This window comes from Nocardiopsis xinjiangensis YIM 90004, assembly GCF_000341145.1.
GTDB classification, from domain to species: domain Bacteria; phylum Actinomycetota; class Actinomycetes; order Streptosporangiales; family Streptosporangiaceae; genus Nocardiopsis; species Nocardiopsis xinjiangensis.
Map to the genome: position 1 here is coordinate 1 of NZ_ANBE01000001.1, position 24,219 is coordinate 24,219.

At 69.2% G+C, this 24,219-nt stretch carries 21 protein-coding genes, 2 tRNA genes and 2 pseudogenes; 12 read left to right on the forward strand and 13 right to left on the reverse strand.

Annotated features, from left to right (window positions below):
• Together D473_RS0100005 and metG are read right to left on the reverse strand one after the other, a co-directional pair.
• The coding region (locus tag D473_RS0100005) for a TatD family hydrolase (RefSeq protein WP_017607040.1) at positions 1 to 827 on the reverse strand (827 nt) is incomplete at its 3' end.
• 76 nt (positions 828 to 903) lie between these two features.
• Positions 904 to 2,772 (reverse strand): methionine--tRNA ligase, encoded by a 1,869-nt coding sequence (gene metG, locus D473_RS0100010; protein WP_017607041.1) that lies wholly within the window; start codon positions 2,770 to 2,772, stop codon positions 904 to 906.
• A gap of 286 nt (positions 2,773 to 3,058) precedes the next feature.
• On the opposite strand from metG, the gene D473_RS0100015 reads away from it, so the two are divergent.
• Positions 3,059 to 3,442, forward strand: a complete 384-nt coding sequence (locus D473_RS0100015; RefSeq protein WP_017607042.1) for a hypothetical protein — start codon at positions 3,059 to 3,061, stop codon at positions 3,440 to 3,442.
• Between the two features lie 83 nt (positions 3,443 to 3,525).
• Positions 3,526 to 6,169 (forward strand): annotated as a pseudogene (gene secD, locus D473_RS25380) (protein translocase subunit SecD).
• An 85-nt stretch (positions 6,170 to 6,254) separates the two neighbouring features.
• Here the strand turns inward: secD and D473_RS0100025 are convergent.
• Both D473_RS0100025 and rsmI read right to left on the reverse strand, forming a co-directional pair.
• Positions 6,255 to 6,917 carry an AIM24 family protein gene (locus D473_RS0100025; RefSeq protein ID WP_017607043.1) on the reverse strand — a complete coding sequence of 221 codons (663 nt, stop codon included), beginning with the start codon at positions 6,915 to 6,917 and terminating at the stop codon, positions 6,255 to 6,257.
• An 82-nt stretch (positions 6,918 to 6,999) separates the two neighbouring features.
• Positions 7,000 to 7,884: a 16S rRNA (cytidine(1402)-2'-O)-methyltransferase gene (rsmI, locus tag D473_RS0100030; RefSeq protein ID WP_017607044.1), complete on the reverse strand. Its 885-nt coding sequence runs from the start codon at positions 7,882 to 7,884 to the stop codon at positions 7,000 to 7,002.
• A gap of 436 nt (positions 7,885 to 8,320) precedes the next feature.
• On the opposite strand from rsmI, the gene D473_RS0100035 reads away from it, so the two are divergent.
• From D473_RS0100035 to D473_RS0100045, 3 genes are all read left to right on the forward strand, one after another.
• A complete protein-coding gene (locus D473_RS0100035) occupies positions 8,321 to 9,955 on the forward strand; it encodes a dolichyl-phosphate-mannose--protein mannosyltransferase (RefSeq protein WP_026126456.1) in 1,635 nt (544 codons plus the stop codon).
• Between the two features lie 299 nt (positions 9,956 to 10,254).
• Positions 10,255 to 10,458, forward strand: coding sequence for a cold-shock protein (locus tag D473_RS0100040; protein ID WP_017574366.1), 204 nt, complete (start codon positions 10,255 to 10,257; stop codon positions 10,456 to 10,458).
• 153 nt (positions 10,459 to 10,611) lie between these two features.
• Positions 10,612 to 10,923, forward strand: a complete 312-nt coding sequence (locus D473_RS0100045) for a sec-independent translocase (RefSeq protein ID WP_017607046.1) — start codon at positions 10,612 to 10,614, stop codon at positions 10,921 to 10,923.
• A gap of 24 nt (positions 10,924 to 10,947) precedes the next feature.
• On the opposite strand, the gene D473_RS0100050 is transcribed toward D473_RS0100045, so the two are convergent.
• From D473_RS0100050 to galU, 8 genes are all read right to left on the reverse strand, one after another.
• On the reverse strand, positions 10,948 to 11,433 hold the full coding sequence (locus tag D473_RS0100050) for a hypothetical protein (protein ID WP_017607047.1): 486 nt from the start codon (positions 11,431 to 11,433) through the stop codon (positions 10,948 to 10,950).
• 1,066 nt (positions 11,434 to 12,499) lie between these two features.
• Positions 12,500 to 12,573 (reverse strand) — tRNA-Ala (locus D473_RS0100055).
• Positions 12,574 to 12,629: 56 nt separating this feature from the next.
• A complete protein-coding gene (gene sepX / locus D473_RS0100060) occupies positions 12,630 to 13,247 on the reverse strand; it encodes a divisome protein SepX/GlpR (RefSeq protein WP_017607048.1) in 618 nt (205 codons plus the stop codon).
• 398 nt (positions 13,248 to 13,645) lie between these two features.
• Positions 13,646 to 14,335 (reverse strand): GNAT family N-acetyltransferase, encoded by a 690-nt coding sequence (locus D473_RS0100065; RefSeq protein WP_017607049.1) that lies wholly within the window; start codon positions 14,333 to 14,335, stop codon positions 13,646 to 13,648.
• Positions 14,336 to 14,577: 242 nt separating this feature from the next.
• Positions 14,578 to 15,090 (reverse strand): MogA/MoaB family molybdenum cofactor biosynthesis protein, encoded by a 513-nt coding sequence (locus tag D473_RS0100070; protein WP_026126457.1) that lies wholly within the window; start codon positions 15,088 to 15,090, stop codon positions 14,578 to 14,580.
• A complete protein-coding gene (gene moaC, locus D473_RS0100075; protein WP_017607051.1) occupies positions 15,083 to 15,592 on the reverse strand; it encodes a cyclic pyranopterin monophosphate synthase MoaC in 510 nt (169 codons plus the stop codon). The genes D473_RS0100070 and moaC overlap by 8 nt, the downstream gene beginning before the upstream one ends.
• Positions 15,593 to 15,766: 174 nt before the next feature.
• The gene (gene glp, locus D473_RS0100080) at positions 15,767 to 16,987 is read right to left on the reverse strand and encodes a molybdotransferase-like divisome protein Glp (RefSeq protein WP_017607052.1); all 1,221 of its coding nucleotides are present in this window, start codon (positions 16,985 to 16,987) and stop codon (positions 15,767 to 15,769) included.
• A gap of 92 nt (positions 16,988 to 17,079) precedes the next feature.
• The gene (gene galU, locus D473_RS0100085) at positions 17,080 to 18,027 is read right to left on the reverse strand and encodes a UTP--glucose-1-phosphate uridylyltransferase GalU (protein ID WP_017607053.1); all 948 of its coding nucleotides are present in this window, start codon (positions 18,025 to 18,027) and stop codon (positions 17,080 to 17,082) included.
• 193 nt (positions 18,028 to 18,220) lie between these two features.
• On the opposite strand from galU, the gene D473_RS0100090 reads away from it, so the two are divergent.
• The 4 genes from D473_RS0100090 (at position 18,221) to mscL (ending at position 20,775) form a co-directional block, all read left to right on the forward strand.
• The gene (locus tag D473_RS0100090; protein WP_017607054.1) at positions 18,221 to 18,856 is read left to right on the forward strand and encodes a 5-formyltetrahydrofolate cyclo-ligase; all 636 of its coding nucleotides are present in this window, start codon (positions 18,221 to 18,223) and stop codon (positions 18,854 to 18,856) included.
• A 164-nt stretch (positions 18,857 to 19,020) separates the two neighbouring features.
• Entirely contained in the window at positions 19,021 to 19,371 is a 351-nt protein-coding gene (locus D473_RS26175; RefSeq protein WP_026126458.1) for an FmdB family zinc ribbon protein, read from the forward strand.
• Positions 19,372 to 19,511: 140 nt separating this feature from the next.
• The gene (locus tag D473_RS0100100) at positions 19,512 to 20,162 is read left to right on the forward strand and encodes an SAF domain-containing protein (protein ID WP_026126459.1); all 651 of its coding nucleotides are present in this window, start codon (positions 19,512 to 19,514) and stop codon (positions 20,160 to 20,162) included.
• Positions 20,163 to 20,334: 172 nt separating this feature from the next.
• The gene (mscL, locus tag D473_RS0100105; protein WP_017607058.1) at positions 20,335 to 20,775 is read left to right on the forward strand and encodes a large conductance mechanosensitive channel protein MscL; all 441 of its coding nucleotides are present in this window, start codon (positions 20,335 to 20,337) and stop codon (positions 20,773 to 20,775) included.
• 75 nt (positions 20,776 to 20,850) lie between these two features.
• Here the strand turns inward: mscL and D473_RS0100110 are convergent, their stop codons facing one another.
• On the reverse strand, positions 20,851 to 21,954 hold the full coding sequence (locus D473_RS0100110; protein ID WP_033352323.1) for a D-alanyl-D-alanine carboxypeptidase family protein: 1,104 nt from the start codon (positions 21,952 to 21,954) through the stop codon (positions 20,851 to 20,853).
• 419 nt (positions 21,955 to 22,373) lie between these two features.
• Here D473_RS0100110 and D473_RS0100115 point away from each other — a divergent pair.
• The 3 genes and pseudogenes from D473_RS0100115 to D473_RS0100125 all read left to right on the forward strand — a co-directional run bounded on the left by D473_RS0100115 (position 22,374) and on the right by D473_RS0100125 (position 24,153).
• Positions 22,374 to 22,446, forward strand: a tRNA-Arg gene (locus D473_RS0100115).
• Between the two features lie 261 nt (positions 22,447 to 22,707).
• A pseudogene (locus D473_RS23850) lies at positions 22,708 to 23,217 on the forward strand (RNA-guided endonuclease InsQ/TnpB family protein); the annotation flags it as partial.
• A 138-nt stretch (positions 23,218 to 23,355) separates the two neighbouring features.
• Positions 23,356 to 24,153, forward strand: coding sequence for a peptidoglycan recognition protein family protein (locus tag D473_RS0100125; RefSeq protein WP_017607061.1), 798 nt, complete (start codon positions 23,356 to 23,358; stop codon positions 24,151 to 24,153).
• Positions 24,154 to 24,219 lie beyond the last annotated feature (66 nt).

The window sequence follows — 24,219 nt, forward strand, 5'->3', positions numbered from 1 at the left end:
GGCACCAGGTAAGGCGCATTGGGGCGTCCCCGGTAAGGCTTGGGCGTGAGGAAGGGCGCGTCGGTCTCCACCAGGATCCGCTCGGCCGGGGCCGCCTTGGCGGCCTCACGCAGGGACTCGGCGCTGGCGAAGGTCACGTTCCCGGCGAAGCTCATGTAGTAGCCCTGTTCGGCGCAGAGCTTGGCCATGTCGGCGTCACCGGAGAAGCAGTGGAAGACCACGGTCCCGGGCGCGCCCTCCTCGGCCAGCACACGCAGCACGTCCTCGTGGGCCTCGCGGTCGTGGATCATGAGCGCCTTGCCGGTGCGCTTGGCGATGTCGATGTGGCGGCGGAAGGACTCCTCCTGCGCGCGTTTGCCCTCGGGTCCGGTACGGAACGTGTCCATACCGGTCTCACCGACGGCGACCACCTGCGGCAGCGCGGCCAGTTCGGCGATCTGCTCGACCTCGCGCTCCAGCCCCTGGATACCGGCGCCCGCGCGGGCCTTGCCGGCCCAGTCGGTGTCGTCGGTCTCCACCCCTTCGGCCCCGTCGCCGTGCACGATCCGCGGGGCCTCGTTGGGGTGCAGGGCCGCGGCCGCCCACACCCGTCCGGGGTGGGCCCGGGCGACCTCGGCCGCCCACCGCGACGACGGCAGGTCCACGCCGACCTGCAGGAGCGGGGTCACACCGACACTCTCGGCGACCCCGATGATCTCCTCGACCTCGGGGGTCTGCATGTCCATATGGGTGTGGCTGTCTGCCACGGGGACACGCAGGGGCTCGGGGACCGGCGGCGGCGTCTGTCTGTTGCGTTCGTCGACGGCCTTGCCACTGCGCTTGCCCATACTGTCTGGTCCTTCCACGAAGGCGCCGGCGGGCGGTGCCGCTCGGGGCGCCCGCCCACCGGCGCGGCCTGTCGGTTCAGTCGATCTCGCCGCGCAGGCGCGCCAGCTCCTCGTCGACCACGGACTGATCGAGCTTGGCGAAGAGCGGCTGGGGCCGCTCCAGTGGCGTGCCCGGGGTGATCGGCACCGAGGTCCAACGCGCGAGGTCCTCGGCGTAGTCCCCGGTGATGACCGTGTAGTCCACGGGCTCCCCGGAACCGCCGATGGTGTCGTGGCCGGTGGCCAGGTACGGCATACCGCTCCACTGCCCCTGGCCTCCGAGCATGGCGTGCACCTTGTTGGCCGACTCGGGCAGGAACGGCGTGAGCAGCGTGTTGGCGTCCTTGACCAGCTGCAGGGCCACGTGCAGGACGGTGGCCATCCGCTCGGGGTCGGTCTTCTTGAGCGCCCACGGGGCCTGCTCGGAGATGTACTTGTTGGCCTCGGCGACGGTGCGCATGGCCTCCTGCAGGGCGGCCTTGAACTGCGAGTTCTCCAGACGGGCGCCGACGGTGTCGAAGGCGGCGCGGGAGGCGGCCATGACCTGCTCGTCCTCCTCGGTGAGCACGCCCGGTCCGGGCACGTGCCCGATGTTCTTGGCGGCCATCGAGATGGAGCGGTTGACGAGGTTGCCCCAGGCGGCGACGAGCTCGTCGTTGTTGCGGCGCACGAATTCGGACCAGGTGAAGTCGGTGTCCTGGGTCTCGGGGCCGGCGGCCATGATGTAGTACCGCAGCGCGTCGGCGGAGTAGCGCTCCAGGAAGTCGCGCACGTAGATGACGACGCGGCGCGAGGAGGAGAACTTCTGCCCCTCCATGGTGAGGAACTCGCTGGAGACGACCTCGGAGGGCACGTTCAGTGCGCCGAGCGGGCCGAGCTCGCCGCCCCGGTCGCCCTCACCACTGGCCCCCAGGAGGATCGCCGGCCAGATCACCGAGTGGAAGACGATGTTGTCCTTGCCCATGAAGTAGAAGGACTCGGCCTCCTCGCTCTGCCACCACAGGCGCCAGGACTCCGGTTCCCCCGTGCGCCTGGCCCACTCGATGGAGGCCGACAGGTACCCGATGACCGCGTCGAACCACACGTACAGGCGCTTGTTGGGGTCCTCGTCCCAGCCCTCCAGCGGGATGGGAACGCCCCAGTTGAGGTCGCGGGTGACCGCGCGCGGCTGGAGGTCCTCCAGCAAGTTCATGGAGAACTTGAGGACGTTGGGCCGCCAGCCCACCCGTCGCCCGCCACCGCCCCCAACGGACGCCTCCGGCGCAGCCTCGTCACTTCCCTTGCCCTTGAGCCACTCCGTCATCACGTCCGCGAAGGCCGGCAGGTCGAGCATGAAGTGCTCGGTGTCGATGAACTCGGGCGTCTCACCGTTGACACGTGAGCGCGGACCGAGGAGGTCGATGGGGTCGAGCTGGTTGCCGCAGTTGTCGCACTGGTCGCCGCGGGCCCCGTCGTAACCGCAGATGGGGCAGGTGCCCTCGATGTAGCGGTCCGGCAGGGTGCGCCCGTTCGAGGGCGAGACGGCGCCCTTGGTGGTGTGGGTGAAGACGTAGCCGTTCTCGTAGAGCGCGGTGAACAGCTGCTGGACGACGGCGTAGTGGTTACCGGTGGTGGTGCGGGTGAACAGGTCGTAGGACAGTCCGAGACCGACCAGGTCCTCGGCGATGACCTTGTTGTAGCGGTCGGCGAGCTCCCGCGGGGTGACACCCTCCTGGTCGGCCAGGACCTGGATGGGGGTGCCGTGTTCGTCGGTGCCGCTGACCATCAGCACGTGGTTGCCCGACATTCGCTGGAAGCGGGAGAAGACGTCGGAGGGGACCCCGAAGCCGGACACGTGGCCGATGTGGCGCGGTCCGTTGGCGTAGGGCCAGGCGACCGCGGTCAGGATGTGGCGTTTCGACGACATACTCCAAGACTAAAGGTGGCCGGACACGGCCCGGTACTCCTGCACGGCGGCCCCGTGCCCGGTGAGGCCTCCTGTGTCCAGGCCTCCCGTAGGGGACCGGGGAGGGAGGTGGTTCCTGAGCGGACGGGTGTTGCCCTTATGCTCGGCTGCACGACGGCACGTGCCGCCGGGGCCCGTGGCGTCGCGACGAGACAGCCCCGGCCCTTCACGCGAGGCGGTGGTCACCACGGTTACCCGTGCTGTACCCCGCCCTGCCCGATGCACCACGGCTCTGGTCGCGAGCGTGGTGCTGCTCGTCGTCCTGAGCACCCCCTCGGCCTCATGGCTGCAGGTGCGCCCGGCGGAGGGGGCCGTCCCCTCCTACGGCGTGGCCAGTGTGTTGGACGACCCGCACGACCGCGACGCGCAGGCCGCCAAGGCCTCGGACGACCGGGGCGAGGAGGCCGACGAACGGGTCACGTTCTCGGCGGCCTCCTCGGTCTGCGACCAGCGTTCGCCCGTGCGCGACCTCCCTGACGCGCTCCCCAGCCGCATGCTGCGGCTGGTGGTGTGGGACCAGCCCTGGTGGCCGACCGAACTCCCGCGCGTCGGCCCCGTTCCCGAACTGGGCGTCCCGGAGGATCTGCCACCGACCCGGGCTCCGCCTCTCACCGCGTCCACCGCCACCTGACCATCCCCGGCTCACCACCCCCCGACACGGCTCATACCGGGTGAGTGGCCGGCCACCCGTAACCGCAGTGAGAGGTTCACCCCTTGTCCAGTCAAACGGGATCGGGGGCGCGTTGGACGCGCGCCCTGATATCCCTGCTCGTCATCGTCGTCGCGTTCGGCGCGGCGTGGTTCATCCCGCCACGGCTCGGGCTCGACCTGAGCGGCGGCACACAGATCGTCCTGGAGGCACAGGACGGCAAGGACGGCACGGTCGCCGACTCCGACAACACCGACCAGGTCCTGGAGGTGCTGCGCCAGCGCATCGACCGCCTCGGTGTCGCCGAGGCGGACATGTCGCGTTCCGGTGAGAACCGGATCATCGTCGAGCTCCCCGGTGTCCAGGACCCGGCCGAGGCGGCCGAGATCGTCGGCCAGACCGCCCAGCTGTCCTTCCACCCCGTCCTGGGTGTGGAACAGCAGAGCGGCGGAGGAATGCCCGGCGGCGGCATGCCCGGCGGCGGAGGAATGCCCGGGGGCGGCGGCATGCCCGGCGGCGGAGGCGACTCCGCCCAGGCACCGGCCGACGAGGCCCGCGCGCCCTCCGACGGCGGAGGAGAAGACGGCGGAGGAGAGGCCCCGCCCGAGGGTCAGATGCCCGAGGGCATGGAGGACCTCGAGGGCATGATGCCGCCCCAGCAGCAGGGCGGTGGCGGCCAGCCGGCCGAGAACCCCGAGGACGTCGTCACCACGCTCCCGGACGACGAGGGCACACCGCTGCAGCTCGGTGAGGCCCAGATCCAGGGTGACCAGGTCTCCAGCGCCGAGTCCCTGCTCAACCCGGAGAACCGTTCCCAGTGGCAGGTCAACGTCGAGTTCGAGGGCGAGGGCCGCGACCAGTGGGCGAACCTGACCGGTGACGCAGCCTGCAACCCGGTCGGCGACCCGAAGCGCCGCGTCGCGATCGTGCTCGACGAGCAGATCATCTCGGCGCCGCAGGTCAACCAGGACATCGGCTGCGACGTCGGCATGCCCGGCGGTTCCACCACGATCACCAGCCAGGACTTCACCGCGGAGACCTCGGAGGAGCTGGCGGTGCTGATCGAGGGCGGTTCGCTGCCGCTGCCGGTCACCGAGGTCCAGCGCCAGACGGTCGGCCCGACCCTGGGCGAGGAGGCCATCAACGCCAGCGCGATCGCCGCTGTGCTGGGTATCGCCTTCACCGCGCTGTACATCACGGTCGTCTACCGCCTCGCCGGTTTCCTGGCGTCGCTGGCACTGGCCTTCTACACCCTGCTCGCGTACGGCATGCTCGTCGGGATCGGGGCCACACTCACCTTGCCGGGCCTGGCGGGTTTCGTGTTGGCGATCGGTATGGCCATCGACGCCAACGTGCTGATCTTCGAGCGCGCGCGTGAGGAGTACCAGCGACAACGCAACAACTACGAGGCCAACAAGTCGGCGGGGCTCAAGGACGCCACCGACGACGAGGCCGAGGACGCAGAGGCGGGTGTGCTCAAGCGGCGCAGGCGCCGTGCGATCCCGCCGAACCTGGAGAAGGGCTTCGTCGAGGGCACCAAGAAGGCCTGGAGCGCGGTCCTGGACACCAACATCACCACGCTCCTGGCCGCGGGGCTGCTGTTCTTCTTCGCCTCCGGCACCGTTCAGGGCTTCGGTGTGACCCTGAGCATCGGTACCATCGCGTCGATGATCTCGGCGCTGGTCATCGCCCGGGTCTTCGTCGAGTTCGCGGTACGCCGCGCCATCATCAAGAAGCACCCGTCGGTCACCGGTATCGACCGCATCGGCAGGGTGCGCGAGTGGCTGGTCCGCAAGAGCCCGGACCTGATGAAGTTCCGCAAGTACGGCCTGATCGTGGCAGCACTCATCGTGGTCACGGCCGTGGCCGCCCCGCTGGTCCGCGACATCAACCTCGGTGTGGAGTTCACCGGCGGACGCGTCATCGAGTACGACGTCACCGGCGACCAGCCCATCAGCGTGAACGAGGCGCGCGACGTCGTCTCCGCGGCGGACTTCCCGGGCTCGGACACCGCGGTGGTGCAGGAGTCCGGAGACGCCGACCTGTCGGTGCGCACGGGCGACATCAACGACGATCAGATGGGTGACATCACCGAGTCCCTATCGGAGGCGACCGGCGGTGTCGAGGTCTCCTCGGACGAGTTCATCGGCCCGAGCATGGGTGAGGAGTTGCGCAACCAGGCACTCATCGCCCTGGGGTTGGCGCTCATCGCGCAGATGGCCTACCTGGCCTGGCGTTTCCGCTGGTCCTTCGGTGTCTCCACGATCCTCTCGCTCGGCTTCAACATCCTCCTGGTCGTGGGGCTGTTCATGTGGCTGGGGAAGCCGNTTCACCGTCAACGACACGGTCGTGGTCTTCGACCGTGTCCGGGACGAATGGGCCAAGGACGAGAAGTCGAGGTTCCCGGCCATCGCGAACCGGGCGATCATCAACACCTTGCCGCGTACGGTCAACACCACGGCCGGCGCATGGATCATCCTGGGCTTCCTCACCTTCCTGGGTGGGTCCTCGCTCCAGGACTTCTCCATCGCCATGCTGGTGGGTCTGACCACGGGTGTGGTCTCGACCGTGTTCGTGGCGGTGCCGCTGGCGATCTGGCTGCAGCGGTGGGACAAGACCCCGCCGCCGCACGTGCTCCGTGAGCGCAAGGCCAAGCAGCGCAACGCCGCCAAGGCCGCTCGCGACCAGGACGACGGCGCCGTGGTCTGACACCTTCCGAGGAGGTGCACCACACGCATCGGGCCCGGTCTCCCCTCGTCGGGAGGCCGGGCCCTCGTGCGTCTGCCCCGGGACGTCAGCTCTGCTTCCGGGCCTCCCGGGCCCCCTCGGAGGCCTGAACGAGCACGAACCCCTGCCCCTGCAGGGCGAGCTGGAAGGCCTCGCCACTGCCCCGGCCGATGATCGCGCCCGCCTTGAAGGTGCTGCGCACACTGGTGCTCAGGGTGCTGGACCAGGCGACCGCGGCCTGGGTGTCGACGAACGTGGGCTGGTCGACGTTCAACAGCACGGGCGAGCCGTGGCAGACCACGGCCACACGGCCGAAACCGGTGAGGACGGTGTTGAAGAGCCCTCCGGCGACCATGCCGGCCCCCTTGATGCGCTGGATGTCCCAGCCCAGGCTCGACTCGAAGGCCAGGACGTTGTCGCCGTTGACGGTGAGGGACTCGTTCTCCAGGTCGAGGAGGTGGACGTCCCAGGCCTCGTGCGCGAGGAACACGTCGCCCCGGCCGGAGACCCGCATGAGCGGCAGCCCTTCCCCCGTGAAGGCTTTTTTGAAGAACCGCCCGACGCTGCCGGAGCCCTGGTAGGAGAATCCGACCTCGCCCTGGTAGGCGACCATGGACCCCTGGCGGGCCAGGAACTCCCCCTCCAGGCCCACCTTGAGCATCTTGCGGTTCTGCAGGTGCATGCCCCGGTGGGCGCTCTCCTGGGCCTGCTCGAACAGTTGGCTGCGCACAATTCTCTCCTCGGCTCGTGGTTCGGGGTTCCGATGCGCCGGACGTCGTCCCGGCTCCATGGCCCGGGCCGGCGACAGGGGCTCAGGCCTGGGAGGACGTCTCACCGATGCCGTGCACCAGGTCGTAGACGTGCCGTTTGCGTACCCCGGTCTCCTTGGCCACACGGGCGATGGCGTCCTTGCGGCGCACACCCTCCTCCACCAGGTCGGCCACGGCTGCTCTCAGGTGTTCGTCGGTCGTGTCGGCGGATGCTCCTCCCGCGCCCTCCACGACGACGGAGATCTCCCCGCGCACCCCGGCCCCGGCCCATTCCGCGAGCTCGCCCAGAGTGCCGCGACGGACCTGTTCGTAGGTCTTGGTGAGCTCCCGGCACACGGCGGCACGCCGATCGGTACCGAAGGCCCCGGCCATCGCCGTGAGGGTGGCGGCGATGCGGTGAGTGCTCTCGAAGAAGACCATGGTGCGGCGCTCGCCGGCCATCCCGGCCAGGTACCGGGCCAGGCCTTTGCGGGGCGGGAACCCCTCGAAACAGAACCGGTCGGTGGGCAGACCCGAGACGACCAGGGCGGTGGTCACGGCCGAGGGTCCGGGGATCGCGGTGACGGGGATGCCCTCCTCCGCGCAGGCCGATGCCAGCCGGTAGCCCGGGTCGGAGACCCCCGGCATGCCCGCGTCGGTGACCACCAGGACGTCGCCGCCCCCGCGCAGACCGGCGAGGAGTTCCTCGGAACGTTTGGACTCGTTGGCGTCGTAGTAGGAGACCACGCGGGCCCCTTCCTCCGCACCGATCCGGATCCCCGCGCGCCCGGCGAACTGCTTCAGACGCCGGGTGTCCTCGGCCGCGACGACGGCCGAGGACTCCAGCGCGCGCAGAAGCCGGGGTGGGGCATCCTCCAGGTTCCCGATCGGCAATCCCGCGAGCGTGAGCGTCCCGACCCGCCGCTCATCACCGACACCCTCAACCACTGTGATCCCCGTTCTGTCGCGCTACGGTTGGCTCTGTCACGCCATCCGAAACATGGTTTCGTGGTCCGTCCGGAACACGGACTCCCGTTCTCCGTCCCCAACCTACGAGCCGAGTCGGAGTCCTCTCCCCCGCCAGGGAAGGTTTCCGTCGAGGTCTCGCACCGATCCCCGCCCTGCTGTGCGGGCTCCGCCGGAATCACGCAGCGGGGCCGGGAGAGCAGGGCCCGGGAAAGGCCGTCCGGCAGTCCCGGGTACGTTCGGTCCAGGCGCGGTCACGGACCAGGGACACACGGGGCGGGAGCGGCGCTCGAACGGCCGCTCCACCGTGCACCCGGCCACTTTTCCCAGTCCGGTCCACATCTCGTAAGGCCAGATCAGAAAGGAGAAGGTGGTTCCTGTCCCGCCTGAAGGCGGCTGTATCCACGCTCATCCTCAGATGACCACCACCGCCACATCTTCCGCGTCAGACCCAGACATGCCACCCCCGTCCCGGTTCGCCTCCCTCCGTTCCCGCTTCCTCCCGGCCGACCCCGTCCCCCTGTGGCTCGGCTGGCTGGCCGCGGTGGTCGTCGCGGGTTTCGCAGGCGCCCTGCGCTTGGTCGGCCTCGGCGAACCCGCACGCATCTACTTCGACGAGACCTACTACGCCAAGGACGCCTACGGGCTCTGGTCCCACGGCCACGAGCACCAGACGGTCGAGAACGCCGACGAGCTCCTCGCTCAGGGGCAGCAGGAGATCTTCACCGGCACCGGCGACTTCGTCGTGCACCCGCCCATGGGCAAGTGGTTGATCGCCCTCGGTGACTGGCTGTGGTCACTGTTCCCGTTCGGTTCGGCGATGACCCCGGAGGGCTGGCGCTTCGCGGCGGCCCTGGCCGGGATGATCTCGGTGCTGGTCCTGGTGCGTCTGGCGACCCGCCTCACCCGGTCGTTGCTGCTCGGATCGGCCGCCGGTCTGCTGCTGGCGCTGGACGGCTTGCATTTCACGCTGAGCCGCATCGCCATGGTCGACATCTTCCTGACCCTGTTCGTGCTGGCGGGTTTCGCGTGCCTGGTCATCGACCGGGACAAGACCAGAGAACGGTGGGTCCGCCTCGCGGAGGCCGGGGTGGACGTCACCACCGCGGGTTGGATCGGGATGCGCTGGTGGCGCCTGGCCGCGGGCCTGTGCTTCGGCACGGCGGTCGGGACGAAGTGGTCGGCCCTGTTCTTCATCGCGGTCTTCGGCCTGCTCACGGTGGCGTGGGACTACGGTGCGCGGCGCAGCGTGGGCCAGCGCCGCGCCTTCCTCCGTTGGTTCGGTATCGACGCTGTGCCGGCGTTCGTGCAGACCGTCGTGGTGGCCGGGCTGGTGTACCTGGTCTCCTGGTCGGGCTGGCTGTTCACCGCCGGCGGGTACAACCGCGAGCACTCCGCGGGCACGGCCCCGGACTGGATGCCCGGCTTCCTGGCCTCCTCCTACGAGGCCCTGGTGGGCCTGGCCGATTACCACAGACGGATGATGGAGTTCCACAACGGTCTGACCAGCGACCACTCCTACATCTCGGCCCCGTGGGAGTGGCTGGTCATGCGCACACCGGTGATGTTCCACTACGACGGCGAGGCCGTCGGGTGCGGTACCGGCAACTGCGTGACCTCGGTGGTCTCCATCGGCACCCCGATCGTATGGTGGATCAGCCTGCTGGCGATCGCGGTCATGCTCGCCTGGTGGCTCACTCTGAGGGACTGGCGCGCCGGCGCGGTCCTGATCGGTGTGGCCGCGGGATGGCTGCCCTGGTTGGCCTTCCCCGACCGCCCGACGTTCCTGTTCTACGCGTTGCCGATGCTGCCGTTCCTGATCCTGGCGATCGTGCTCATGCTCGGTCTCGTCATGGGCGCCGGGGAGGAGAGCCCGAGATTCGCTCCGTACACGCGGGCTCTGGGCGGTGTGGTCTTCGGTGTCGTGCTCCTGCTCGTGGTAGCCAACTTCGCCTATCTCTATCCAGTGATGTCCGCGTATCCGATGGACGAAGGACTGTGGCGGGAAAGGCTGTGGTTCGACGTCTGGATCTACGGGAACGGCGGTTCCTGATCCACGCGGGGCGGCTCACGGGCCGCCCCGCTTCCTTTAGCCTCCCGAACGCCGGAAATCAACAGTTTCGCGTAGCCGAAACAGGACAATCCGGCGCGAAATTTGCCAGAGGAAACCCTCGGCAAGTGCACACTCTCCCTGATAGCGTCAGCCATTGGTTGCTGTTGTTGTTTCCATGGATGCCCCAGGGCCTCGCGGAACTTCACGCGGGCGCTTTATCGGGGATGCCTCGTCGGTCGGCGCCCGGCGACCCGGGGCCAGCAAGGTGCGGTCCTGAAGCAGTCCCCAAGGGAGAGCAGATGGCTCAGGGCACCGTGAAGTGGTTCAACTCTGAGAAGGGTTTCGGGTTCATCGCCGTCGAGGGCGGTCAGCCCGACGTGTTCGTCCACTACTCGGCGATCGCGGGTACCGGCTTCCGGAACCTGGAAGAGGACCAGAAGGTCGAGTTCGACATCATCCAGGGTCCCAAGGGCCCGCAGGCCGCCGACGTGCGCTCGGTCTGATCACACTTCAGGCGTGACGGAAACCGGCCCCCGCTCCGCGGAGCGGGGGCCGGTTCTCGTAGGATCTTGCACTCGAACCGGGGCACCGTCGCCCAGGCCCTCCCATACCGGTTAACCTTTTTGGATCGGCCGGTAGACGAAGCGAGGAAGCACATGTTCGGGATCAGCGGAGGCGAGTTCGCCCTCCTCCTCCTGCTCGCGCTGCTCATCTTCGGCCCCGACCAGCTCCCGAAGGCGGCCCAGCAGGTGGGTCGTGTCCTGCGCCAGCTGCGCAAGATGGCCAACAGCGCCTCGAACGACATCAAGGAGGGGTTGGGCCCGGAGTACAAGGACTTCGACGTCCAGGACCTCAACCCCAAGCGGTTCGTCCAGAAGCACTTCTGGGAGGGCGAGGAGGACGAGCAGCCGAAGAAGGCCGCGCGCCTCAACGGCAAGCGTCCCCCCTTCGACGACGAGGCCACCTGAGGCCCGCACGTCCTCCCCGCCGGTTCAGCCGGCCAGCATCAGCACGAAGCTGACGAACCCCAGCAGGATGACCGAGCCGACGATGATCGCCGGCGACCCCACCAGCAGCACCAACAGCTCCACGAGCACGGCCCCGCCCAGTGCTGCCACGGCGTAGGGCCAGCGTGGGCCGGGCTCCCAACCGTGCTTCTGTTCACGGGAGAGGGTCATCAGCATCGCTGCCAGGATCAACAGCCAGAAGAGGACGTGGGCCGCGGCCCGCGTCTGGGGTTCGCTGTAGTCGGCCATACCCCCGACGACCATGACATAGGTGGTCGCCCCGGCGATCAGGCGCCAGTAACCGTGGCTGCGGCGCGGGGGGATCGGTCGCAACCGGGCCGGGGTGGTGCGCCGGAAGCGCTCGGTGTCGAGCCGGTTCTCCTCCTGGCTCTCTTCCTCCGGATCGCGTTCGGGTTCGGGCTCTCCTTCCGGCGGCAGGTAACCGCCAGGGTACTGAGGGGAGTTGGACACGGGTGCTCTCCGCCCCTTCTCGTCGGGCCGACTCGGCCCGTGAAACGTGTTCGCTTCCCTCCCCTACCCCGGCGTGGGAAACCACAAAGCAGGCGCCTACCGGCCGGTGGCCCCGCACAAGAAGCGGTCCCGGCAGTGCATCCGCTGCCGGGACCGTCGTCCCTGTGCGGCCGAGGGCCTCAGGGGATCCTGTACTACGCCCAGGACCAACCGTTGTTGCGGGAAACGGCGTACTCAATCATGGTTTCCACCTCTCGGGACGGTTCCGTTTCCTTACCCAACCAAAGATGACGCACGGAAAGCGAGAAGGCAAGACCGCCGAGGGAAGAACCTCCCAAGCGTGCACGAAGTTCGGGAGAACAGATCTCACACACCTGTCTCCCCAGCTCATGACGGTGGAATTAGATCACATCAGCGACCCCTCCGCCCCGAGCTGCAAAAACATCACACCGAAACGGCAAATGCGCGGACCCGACAATCATCACCGAGAGCGACAGGCATGGAATTCATCAGCCTTTACGGAGATACGGCTCTCCATACCGGCACCGAGCGGGACACGGCCCCGGAGGGCCTGACCGCAGGTGAGGGACACTCCACGCAAAACACCAAAATTGCCCATGCACGGACAAGCACCCCACTGGGAGAGGCGAGCCCCGTCACTGCCCGTAAGGGGCGAACGCGCCCCCACCACACCCCACGCGCTCCTCGTGAACGCGCCCCACCCTCAGTTTCGGTCAAGCCAGAACGCGAGTATGTTTCCCGTTCGTTTCCCCCGGCGCCGGACGTGGGACGAGGACCGGCCGGAGACTCTGTCCGCACCGGGGCAGCAGCGGTATCGTGGCGGTGAGCCCGGCGCTCCCCGCCCCAGGGGATGGACGCTTCGCCGGTGAGACTCGGGGCTCCGGTCCGGAGGACCTCCCGCCAGAGGGAATACGTCCCCTCCCGACCGCCCCGCCGTGCATGCACGGCACGGGCCCGCTCCCGACGGAGCGGGCCCTTCGCCATGGAAGGACACGCACGACGAAGGGCCTGCCACCCATGGGTGGCAGGCCCTTGCGTCTGTCGGTGGAGCTGAGGGGATTCGAACCCCTGACCCTCTCGATGCGAACGAGATGCGCTACCGGACTGCGCCACAGCCCCGAAGACGCCTCCAAGACTAGCAGCCCTGGCGCCGTGCTCCGAACGCTCTGTCCGGATCAGTCGCCGGCTGCCCGCATACGGGCATCGGCGTACTGGTCGTAGACCTTGCTGCGGCGCGCCTTGAGCGCGATGACCTCGGCCTCGCGCTCGGCATCGCGGCGGCGCTCCTCCACCTCTCTGCGTGCTCTGAGAGCTGCCCTGCGGCGGGCCCGGCGGGCCGCCTCCCGGTGCTCGGCATCGGCTTTGGCGGCCTCCCTCAGCAGCGCCATGTGCCCCGCCAGCAACAGAACCGGCGGAGCGAGGACCCACCAGGGCCCCAGGCCCAGGGAAACCGCGACGATCGTGGCGACGTTGAGCAGGGCCAGCGCGCTGGTGCGGCGACGCCGACGGGCGATGACGCGGCCCCGGGGCTCGCGGAGCGGTTCGGGCATCTCGGGCTCCTCGGCAACCGGCTCGGGGATCCTGTGCGCCCCCCGGCGGAGCACCTGGGTCTCGGCGGCGTCGGGGCTCCGGTCGTCGGCGTGCTCCTCCTCGAAGTCCTCCTCGACCTCGTCGTCCTCGCGCCTGGTCTCCTCGGCGGCGGCCTCGGCGATCGAGTCCTTCCGCAGGAGCATGGGCACGAGGACGATGAGCCACACGACCACGATGGCCAAGTACAGAGGAGAGCTGCTCATCACCCCTCCTCACGATGACGGCCGCTGGACGTTGTTCGACACGTCGTCGACACCGCGCAGCGCGGTTGTGGCCTTCCCCGGAGTACAGACGACTCCGGTGGGATCATCGTTCCTGGCCCCTCCCGGACCGGGGGTGAATCTCCCGCCATATCCACGCGTTGCCCGCATCGTCAATGCGTCTATGTTCCGCACGGTACGACCCCGTGTCCATAAATGCGCCACATTCTGACCGGAGTGTCGCAAGATTCTGGACTTCAGTTTCGGGCTCCTCGGCCGCCGGAGGGAAAGCACAGGCCACGGGCTCAACCCAGAGCGTAGCGCCAATTCAACACAAAGTAATGAGCCAATGTGAGCAAACTCAGGTTTAGGGTCCGGACCGCTGGATAGATGCGCTGACTTCACCCGGATCCGTGATGATTGCGAGCCCGGCCACGTGGATCTTCCCCACTGTTCGGGCCCTGGGGCCTCAAAGCGGAACCGGGGGACGAATCACCCTTCCAACGGCGCAGGACCCCCCGCGGCACCTCCTCGGCCGTCAGTGCGTAGCAGATGTGGTCACGCCAGGCTCCGTCGATGTGCAGCTGGCGCCGCCGCACCCCCTCGTCGCGGAACCCGAGCTTGGTCATGACCCGCCTGCTCGCACGGTTCTCGGGGCGCACGTTGGCCTCGATGCGGTGCAGTCCGACACGGAAGAAGGAGTGGTCCACGGCCAGGGCGACGGCCACGGGTGTGATGGAACGGCCCGCGTAGACCTGGTCGATCCAGTACCCGACCTGCGCCGATCTGGAAGAGCCCCACACAATGGCACCCACCGTGAGCTGGCCGGCGAAGACCCCGTCGTAGGTGATCGCCCACGGCATCGACAAGCCTTGGCGCGCCTCGCGCCGGATCGACTGGAGCATGGCCGCGTACTGGGTGAGCCCGTCGCTGCGCAGCGGCATCTCGGGGTAGGTCGGTTCCCAGGGGCGCAACCAGGACTCGTTGCGTCCGCGGGTCTCGCGCAGGGCGGCGGCGTCCCTGAGGCGCAACGGGCGCAGCGCGACCGGACCGTCCTGCAGGGTGACGGGCCACCCTTGTCTGCGATTCACAACCGCCCCTTCCGAACCTTCCGAGACCGCCGGCCCCGGACGACACGACACTCGCGGACGCGCACCGCCGGTGGCGCCTTCCAGTATTCCACCCCGAAGGCGCTCCGTGGCGTGCGTCACGAAGGTGTATCGCGAATCGGTCGATTCTTAACCTCCGCACCAATGAACCGGAAAGGAAAGTGTGGTCAAGGAATGGCCGATACACCTCGGCAGCCACCTGTGATTCCGGTCATGGTCCGATGTCATTCGGCCCGGACATGGTCGCCGCCACCGAGCTGATCGAGCGCATGCCTCAGTACCGGGGCGAGCACATCCATCCCGTCGGCGGCCCCGCCCCGGGAACCGGGCAGGTTGACCACGAGCATCCGGTGCCCGTCCCGCTCGGCCACGCCTGCCAGGCCGCGCGAGAGGATCGCCGTGGGGATCCCCTTCTCGCGCCCGGCGGCCCGCAGCGCCTCGGCGATGCCGGGGATCTCGCGGGTGAGCAGTTCACGTGTGGCCTCGGGTGTGTGGTCCCCCGGGGTCAGGCCGGTGCCGCCCGTCGTCAGTGCGGCCGCGCAGCGTTCCCCCAGGGCCCCTTCGAGCGCTTCGGTGACCGGTTCACCGTCGGGTACCACCCACGGCCCCAGGACCTCGCAGCCCAGTTCACTCAGGCGTTCGGCGATGACGGGGCCCGAACGGTCGGGGTAGATCCCGGCGGCCGCGCGGTTGGAGGCCGTGACGACGGCGACCCTGTAACGGGCGTTCTCAGTCACCACGCCTCCAGTCGCCCTTCTTGCCCCCGGTCTTCTCCTCCACACGCACGCACGTGACCTCGGCCTCGGGGTCCAGGGCCTTGACCATGTCGACCAGCCCGAGCCCGGCGGTCATGACACAGGTCAGGGCCTCCATCTCCACACCCGTGCGGTCGGCGGTACGCACGGTCGCGCTGATGTCCACACCCTCGTCGGTCACGGTGAGGTCGACGTCGACGCCGTGCACCGCGATGGGGTGGCACAGCGGAACGAGGTCGGGGGTGCGCTTGGCCCCCTGGATCCCGGCGATGCGTGCCACCGCGAGCGCGTCACCCTTGGGTACCTCTCCTCCGCGCAGCGCCGCCACCGTGTCCGCGGACAGCAGGACCCGGCCCGTGGCGGTCGCGGTGCGCGCGCCGACGCCCTTGGCGGACACATCGACCATGCGTGCGGCGCCGGATTCGTCCAGGTGCGTGAAACCGGAGGGGTGACCGGACTCGTCCGGCCCTGGGGTGTGGCTCATCGTCGACACGTCCTGCGTTCGTGCTGGGGGCGCGGCCGGGGCGGCCGCGGGGCGGGGCGAAGGGCTCCGCCGCTCCGTTCCCCCCGACCGTACGGCACCGTGTACCCGTCCCGTTCCGGGAACGCCGCCCGCGGGACACCGCCTGCGGTCCCTTCCGCGGGCACCGGCCCCCGCTCACGTACCGGGAAGGACCCGCACCTCGACCTCGGTCCCGGACGGGAGCTCGGTGACGTCCTCGGGCACGACCACGAGCGCATCGGACCCGGCGAGGACGGAGAGCTGGTGCGAGCCCTGGCGGCGGACCGGGGTGACGGTGCGCCGCCCGTCCGCGGTCGGAGCGCTCAGGGAGCCCCGCAGGTAGGAGCGGCGTCCGGGCGGGGAGGTGACGGAATCGGTGAGCCGGGCGCGGTGCTCGGTCAGGGGGTCCGGTTCCAAGCCCCGGAGCTCGAGCAGGACGGGGCGTACGAAGACCTGGAAGGAGACGAACGCGCTCACCGGGTTGCCGGGCAGCGTGAGGATGGGGGTCTTGTCGGGGCCGATCGAGCCGTAGCCCTGGGGTTTGCCCGGTTGCACCGCCACCTGGGTGAAGTGCACGCCCTGCTGGGAGAGCACTTCCTTGACGACGTCGTGGGCGCCCATGCTGACGCCGCCGGTGGTGACCACGACGTCGGCCCGCAGCAGCAGGCCCTCCAGGGTCTGCATGACGGTCCGCGGGTCATCGCCCACGAACCCGTGCCGGTAGACCTCGCAGCCGGCGTCGCGGGCGGCCGCGGCGATCATGAAACTGTTGGACTCCCAGATCTGGCCGGGGCCCAAGGGGCGGCCCGGTTCGACCAGTTCCTCGCCGGTGGAGAGCACCACCACGCGGGGCCTGGGGTGGACCGGAACCGAGCGGCGTCCCACCGCGGCGAGCACACCCATCTCGCCCGCCCCGATGAGGGAGCCCGCTTCCAGGACGACCGTGCCCGCGGTGATGTCGTCACCGGCCCTGCGTACGGCGTTTCCGGGACGGGCGGGGCGATCGATGGTCACCCGCACGGTGTCGCCGTCGGTCCATTCCACCGGGACGACCGCGTCGGCGCCGTCCGGCATGGGCGCACCCGTCATGATGCGCGCGCACATGCCCGGCCGTACCGCGACCGGGGTGGGGTCGCCCGCGGGGATGTCCGCGACCACGGCGAGGCGGGCCGGGACCTCGGGCGAGGCCTCGGCCACGTCGTCCGAACGCACCGCGTAGCCGTCCATGGCGGAGTTGTCGAAACCGGGCAGGGAGACCGGCGAGGCCACCGTCTCGGCCAGAACGGTGCCGTGGGCGTGGTTCAGATCGATCTCGGTCGGCTGCGTTGCGGCGACGAGCCCGAGGCAGTCTTCGATGTGCTGTTCGACGCTCTTCACAGGGGCCCTCCCGGGTGTGGTCTTCGTGCAGCCCGAGCTTCTCACCTCCCACAGGAGATGGCACGCGCCCCGTCCCCGGCAGTACCCCGCCCTCAGTGGCCGGCGTCGCCCCGGTCGTGCTCCCCGACGAACTCGCGCAGCCACGGCAGGAGCTCCTCGCGCAGGTCGGGACGGCGGCAGGCGAACTCCACGAGAGTACGGATGTAGTCGCCCTTGTCGCCGGTGTCGTAGCGGCGCCCGCGGAACAGCACACCGTAGACGGGACCGCCCTCCTCGGTACCGCTACGGGCCAGCTCCAGGAGGGCGTCGGTCAGCTGGATCTCGCCGCCGCGGCCGGGCGGGGTACGGCGCAGGACCGGGAAGACGGCGGGGTCGCACACGTAGCGGCCGATGACCGCCCACCGGCTGGGGGCCTGTTCCGGCGAGGGCTTCTCGACCAGGTCGGTGACGGTGACGACGTCGTCCTCGTCGGTGGGCCGGATTCCCGCGCACCCGTATCGGGAGACCTGTTCGGGATCGACCTCCATGAGGGCGACGACGCTGCCTCCGCGCTGTTGGCGGACCTCGATCATGCGGCGCAGGAGCTCGGCGCCGTCGATGATGTCGTCGCCGAGCAACACCGCGAAGGGGTTGTCACCCACGTGCGCCTCGGCGCAGAGCACCGCGTGGCCCAGGCCGCGGGGCTGGCCCTGGCGGACGTAGTGCACCTGGGCCAGGCCGTCGGGTTCGCGCACGGCCTTGAGGCGCTCGTACTCCCCCTTGGTCTCCAGCGTCTCCTCGAGTTCGTGGGCGCGGTCGAAGTGGTCCTCGATGGAGCGTTTGTTGCGGCCCGTGATCATGAGCACGTCGTCGAGGCGCGCGGCGACGGCCTCCTCCACGACGTACTGGATCGCGGGTTTGTCCACGATCGGCAACATCTCCTTGGGTGTGGCCTTGGTGGCCGGGAGGAAACGCGTGCCGAGGCCGGCTGCGGGCACGACGGCCTTGGTGACGGGGGTGGAAGCGGGGTGGAGCCGTGTGTGCTCGGTTTCGGCGTTCATATCGGCACTTTAGGACAGCCGCGAGAACACCCGTGGCTGCCACACGGCCTGCTCGGACAAGAAGTAGGCCCCCCTTCCGGGGCCGGTCCCGCAGGCGCCACCGGCTGTTCACCCCTTCGCTCCCCGGTGGCACCGGAAATGCCGGTGGTACGCTCCCGGCTGGACGAGCGCGGAAGGGACACCGGAGGCGACCGTGAGCGATCTGGACCGGGCCGACAAGCGGCGACTGCGCAAGCAGTTCCTGGAAGGCCGACGGGCACTGGAGGCCCCCGAGCGCGAACGCGCCGGCCGGGTCCTTCGCGAGGCCCTGTGGGAACAGCCGTGGATGTCGACGGCCGGGACCGTGGCCTGTTACTGGTCCGTTGACGAGGAACCCGGCACGCACCACCTGGTGAGCGCCCTGTGGGAACACGGGGTGTACGTGCTGTTGCCGGTGTTCCTGCCGGGCGGCGACCTGGACTGGGCCGCCTACGAAGGCCCGGACTCCCTGGAAGAGGCCCGGTACGGGCTCCTGGAGCCGACCGGCCACCGCTACGGCGTGGACGCCCCCGCCCGGGCCGACCTCGTGGTGTGCCCGGCACTGGCGGTGGACGGGCGCGGGGTCCGGTTGGGCCGGGGCGCTGGGTGTTACGACCGGGCGCTGTCCCACAAGGGCCCGCACACCCCTGTCGTGGTGCCCCTGCACGAGGGCGAGCTGGTGGAGGAACTTCCGGCCGAGGAACACGACCTCCCGGTGGACGCGGTGGTCACCCCTGCGGGGCTGCGGGTGTTCGACCCGGGTTCCCCGGTGTGGCCGGTGCCCCCGGTCCCGGGCGGGCCAAGGGATTAACGCCCTGCGCCCCGGCGTTGTCGGTGGCGTCCGTCCGCGGGGCGTGCCCCGCGGCGTTCCCTGCTCCGACGCGTCCCGGGTGAGGTGCTGTCCCCGCCTCCATCGGTGACCACGTACTATTTGGCAGTCAACGGGTGAGAGTGCCAGCAAGGAGGACCCGAACCGTGCCTACGTACCAGTACGCGTGCACCGCGTGCGAAGCCCAGATGGAAGTCGTGCAGAAGTTCAGCGACGACTCCCTCACCGTCTGCCCCGAGTGCGAGGGACGCCTGCGCAAGGTGTACTCCGCGGTGGGCGTCGTCTTCAAGGGCTCGGGCTTCTACAAGACCGACAGCGTCTCCTCCAGCAACAACTCGGTGCTCTCGGGGTCCAGCAAGGAGAACGGCAAGGACTCCGGTTCATCCGAGAGCTCCTCCGGTTCCTCCAGCTCCTCGTCCTCCTCGGAGTCCTCCTCCACCGGTTCGAGCAGCAGCGACTCCGGTTCCAAGAGCACCAGTACCACCAGCAGTTCCTGAGGCATCCCTGCCGTTGACCGCCGGGCCCCTCGATGCGCCGCCGCACGCCCGGCGGCGCACCGGCCCGGCCGGCCCCGCTCCCGGGAAAAGGGCCTGTGGACAACCGTCCGCGGCGGCCCCGTCCGGTCTACCGTCGGACCATGGCCGATGCACTGTCCCCTTACCGGCACCGGCGTGCGGTGCACCGGTTCCTCGACCGCCACCGGCGGGCCCTGACCGCCCTGCTCGCGGCGTGTGCGCTGTTGAGCGCGGTCCTGGTGCTGCGTCCCCCTCCCGAGCCCGGACGCGAGGTACTCGTGGCCGCACGCGACCTCGACGCCTCCTCCCCGCTCGGTGACTCCGACCTCGCTCCCCGGCGCCTGCCCGACACCGTGCTGCCCGAGGGGGCCCTGGCCGCCGGCACCACCGCGGCCGGGCGCCGGCTCAGTGGCCCGGTGCGCGAGGGGGAGGTGCTCACCGATGCCCGTCTGGCCGATCCTCCCGCGCGCCCCTACGGCCCCGGCCTGGTGGCCGCACCGGTGCGGGTGGCCGATGCCGGAACGGCCACACTCCTCACCCCCGGCGACCGGGTCGACGTGCTGGCCGCATCGGCCTCCGATCCTTCGGCCCCCGCCCGCGCCGGTCCGGCCGTCGAGGTGGTCTCGGACCGTCCTGTGCTGGCCGTACCCGAGGAGGACGCCGGCGGCGGTGAGAGCGGTGCGTTGCTGCTCGTGGCCGCCGATACGGAGGAGGCCCGGGCCCTGGCCGGGTTCGCGGCCGACTCCCGCCTCACGGTCTCGATCCGGCATTGAGACCCCCGGAACGCACCGGAACCGAACATCGCATTCCGCGTTTGACCGCCCGCTCCGAGGTGCGGAAGGCTGTTCGGGTGCCCCTGGCAGGCCGCCCTCTCGACACACCCGCCCCCCGTGGTCCGCCCAGGGGCCGTCCAGTCGAGACAAGCACGATCACGAGGGCTGTTCCATGGAAGGCTTCAAGAAGTTCCTGCTCCAGGGGAACCTGGTGCAGTTGGCGGTCGCGGTCGTGATCGGGACGGTCTTCTCCAACCTGATCACCGCGTTCACCGAAGGTTTCATCACACCGCTGCTCGGGATCTTCGGCGGGGTCCCCGAGTTCGGCGACGCCTCGTTCACGGTCAACGGGAGCGTCTTCAACTACGGCCAGTTCATCGACGCGGTGATCTCGTTCCTGATCACCGCAGCGATCCTGTACTTCTTCGTGGTCCTGCCGGTGGCCAAGCTGTTGGAGAGGACCGCCAAGGTCGAGGAGGCCACCACTCGCGAGTGCCCCTACTGCTACAGCGAGATCGACAAGAGGGCCGGCCGGTGCTCCAACTGCACCAGCGAGGTCATCCCGGAGACTCCCCCGGAGGAGACCCTCGAGGAGGGATCCCCCTCCTCCTGATCCCGCAGCACATGCGACGAGGGCGCCGCCACCGAATGCCGGTGGCGGCGCCCTCGTCGTGTCATCGGCGGCCGATCACGACTCGTACTCCCAGTGCCATGGCTCGAACGGATTGTTCTTGGCCCAGTCCGGGTGGATCCAGCCGTAGCGGGCGCCGTTCTCCTCCATCCAGTTCCACCTCTCGGACTGGTAGTTCTGGATGCCGCACCCGAGGTCGATGGCCTGCCCCAGCCCGTGGTTACTGGTGCCGGGAACGGCGGCGAACCCAGGCGGCTGCTCGGCGTAGACGCGGTGCTGGTTCGGCAGGTCGCGGTAGGAACTGTTGATGCACATGTTCTCGCCGAACTCCTCGACGTACTCCATGTTGAGTTCGAGGAAGGCCTCGGCGGCGTCGGCCCTCAGGTATTCGCCGTCGTCGTAGAGCGCACAGAGCGCCTCCTCGGGCACCAGGCCGTTGGGGTAGTTGTCGGCCTCGCTGGCCTTGGAACCGTCGCAGTCGGCGGCCGCCTGGAAGGTGCCGGGGTCGAGCCCGCGGTCCTCCAGCTCCGTGGTCAGCCGCTCGGTGCTCTCCTCGGACTGCTCGCGCAGCTCCTCGACCTCGGCGGCGAGCTCGGCCTGTTCCAGCTGGGTGTCGGTCTGCATCTGCTGGGCCTCGACGGCCAGATCCGCCTGTTCCTCGCGCAGGTCGGTGGCGTCCTGGATGAGGGCCTGGTTGTCCTCGGACAGCTTCGCCGCATACGACTGCATCTGCATGTCGTCGTCGAGCGAGCCCTCCACCAGGATCTGGAGCATGCCCCCGTCGGGCTGGCGGTACAGGGCGTTGGCCAGGCGGGCGAGCGGTTCACGCATCTCACCGAGTTCGACCTCGGTCTGCTGGAGCTCGTGGAGCGTGCCGACCAGGTCCTCCTGGGCCGACTCGAGCTCCTCCTGGCGTTCCACGTGCTGCTCGGTGGCCTCCTCGAGTTCGGTGGAGGCCTGCTCGGCCTGCTCGCGGAGTTCCTCCAGGTCGGAGGCGTAGGCGGAGCTCGGCAACGGGACAACGCACAGCGTGGTCGTGAGGACCAGCACGAACGCTCGGGCCACACGCCCCCGGAAACCGTGCGGCGCCGGGAGGACCGGCGTCTCCCCGTTACCCGGAACGCGGGACCTGCGCCGCGCCTGCTCAGAATCGAACGGCACGAATGATCCTCCGGCTGATTTTCCTCGAACACGTACCCGTGGCCGAAACGCAAGGTACTACATGTCCGGTTGCGGACACACAGGACTGATCCGTTCGACACGGACGTCGGACCGGGCCGTGAGCGCCTGGGCGCGGCCCGTTCCACCGGACCTCGGAATCATCCCTGGTCACGATGGGGTGATCGGTCGTCACCGCCTGGCTTCCACAATGACCAGGGTGTGAATGGGGCCATAATGCGACGCGCGCCATGAACAACATCACAATGCCACCAGGACAACCAATCGTAGGTCAGCGTACTGCGCCCTGCACGCAGAGTCCCCCAGGGTCCCCCGTCCGGGGCGATGCGACACCCCGAGCACGCCCATCCTGGGTTAGGCTTGGCCCCGTGGCGGGGCAACACATACCTCCCGCGCGCATTGGCTCCGTAGCTCAGGGGATAGAGCACCGCTCTCCTAAAGCGGGTGCCGCAGGTTCGAATCCTGCCGGAGCCGCAGTGCTTGACCTGTGAAAACTCCACATAGTCAGCAACAGAAGGGGGCCTGTGGGTTGCACGCGGGTTGCAACCCACAGGGCTCCGTGTGTCTCTACACGCCTCTGCCAGTCATCCAGGAGCGCCGAACTCCTCCGGCCCACCGCGCCCCGGGTGTGTGCGCTACTCACCCGTTGTTTTCCGGAGGATGTCCCGGCCCTCAATCCGGGGAAGAATCCGGAAACGGCTGTACTCATAACGTAGCCACCCTTAAACTTTGTGTATGCGGACGGCATACAAGTGCCGGGCCTACCCGGCCCCCGAGCAAGCGGCCCGGCTGGGCCGCACGTTCGGGTGCGTGCGCCTGGTGTGGAACAAGACCCTCAGCGCACGCCGGGTCGCTTACCACCAGCGCGGGGAGAAGACCTCCTCCAAGGCCACCGATGCGGCGCTGACCGCGTGGAAACGCGGCCAGGACCTGGCGTTCCTGTCCGAGGTGTCCTCGGTCCCGCTGCAGCAGACCCTGCACCACCAGCACACCGCGTTCGCGAACTTCTTCGCAGGGCGCGCCCGCCACCCCCGATTCAAGTCCCGCAACGGACGCCAGTCGGCCCACTACACCCGCTCGGCCTTCCGCCTCCGCCAGGGACAGTTGTTCCTGGCCGAACAGACCCGGCCCTTGCCGGCGGCCTGGTCCTGGCCACAGGTGGATCCGGCGGCCCTGAACCCGACCACGGTCATCGTCTCCCGCGAGAGCGAGGGCCGATTCCATGTGACCTTCGCCGTGGAGACAGCGGGCCGTCGACATCTGGTCGGCGTGCGTGCGCCACGGCGGTGACCCGTCTGAGCTCGGTTCCCCCCCGGGAAGACAAAAGACCCGACCGACCTGACCGCCCTTGATAGGCGGCTTGTTCATGCCCGAGGAGGCATCTTGCCCCAACCCGACAAGCTCCAGTGGCGATCCGATCTCGGATGGAGCCCGAACTCCCCTGCTGCCTGGGCTGACCCCAAGTCCGGCCTGGTGGTGCACTACGACAGCAGCGACCAGAACCTCGCCAACAAGACGCACAGCGCCTGCGAGGCGTACTGGGACAGCACCCGCAACTTCCACACCGGCCCCTCACGCGGCTGGGTGGACATCGGCTACAGCTGGGGAAGTTGTGCCCATGGCTACGTGATGGAGGGCCGCGGCCTCTACCGCGCTCAGGCCGCCCAGCCCGGAGGTAACACCTCCCACTACAGCGTGACGCTGATGACCGGCCCCACCGACACCATCACCGACGACCAGATCAACGCCGTCCGGCAGCTGCGCGCGTGGCTCATGGAGCCGGACACCAGCATCAGCGGGACCGTCCTGGGCCACCGGGATTTCATCGCCACCTCCTGCCCCGGGGACCGGGCGTACCGGATGGTGCAGGACGGCACATTCACCGGCGCCCCGGGCGCACCTACCAACGGAGGAGATGACCCGATGATCGGGCTCGAGAAGGGCGACAGCGGCGAGGCCGTCAAGGCGTTGCAGGTACTCATCGGCTACGCGGGCCAGGACCTGCCCGAGTACGGAGTGGACGGCGACTACGGCGACGAAACGGCTGAAGGGCTGCGACAGGTGCGCGCGTCCGTGGGCTCCGAGGCCGGAGCGGGTTGGGGCGACACCGTGACCGGCTACGCCTACGCCCAGCTGATGCGGGCGGTGGCCCGCGCCGAGGCGGAGCAGCCCGACTCGTAAGGATTCCTTACACGTTCACCCCGGCCACGCGCCGGGGTGAACGTGTAAGGAGGGGCATGAGCGCAG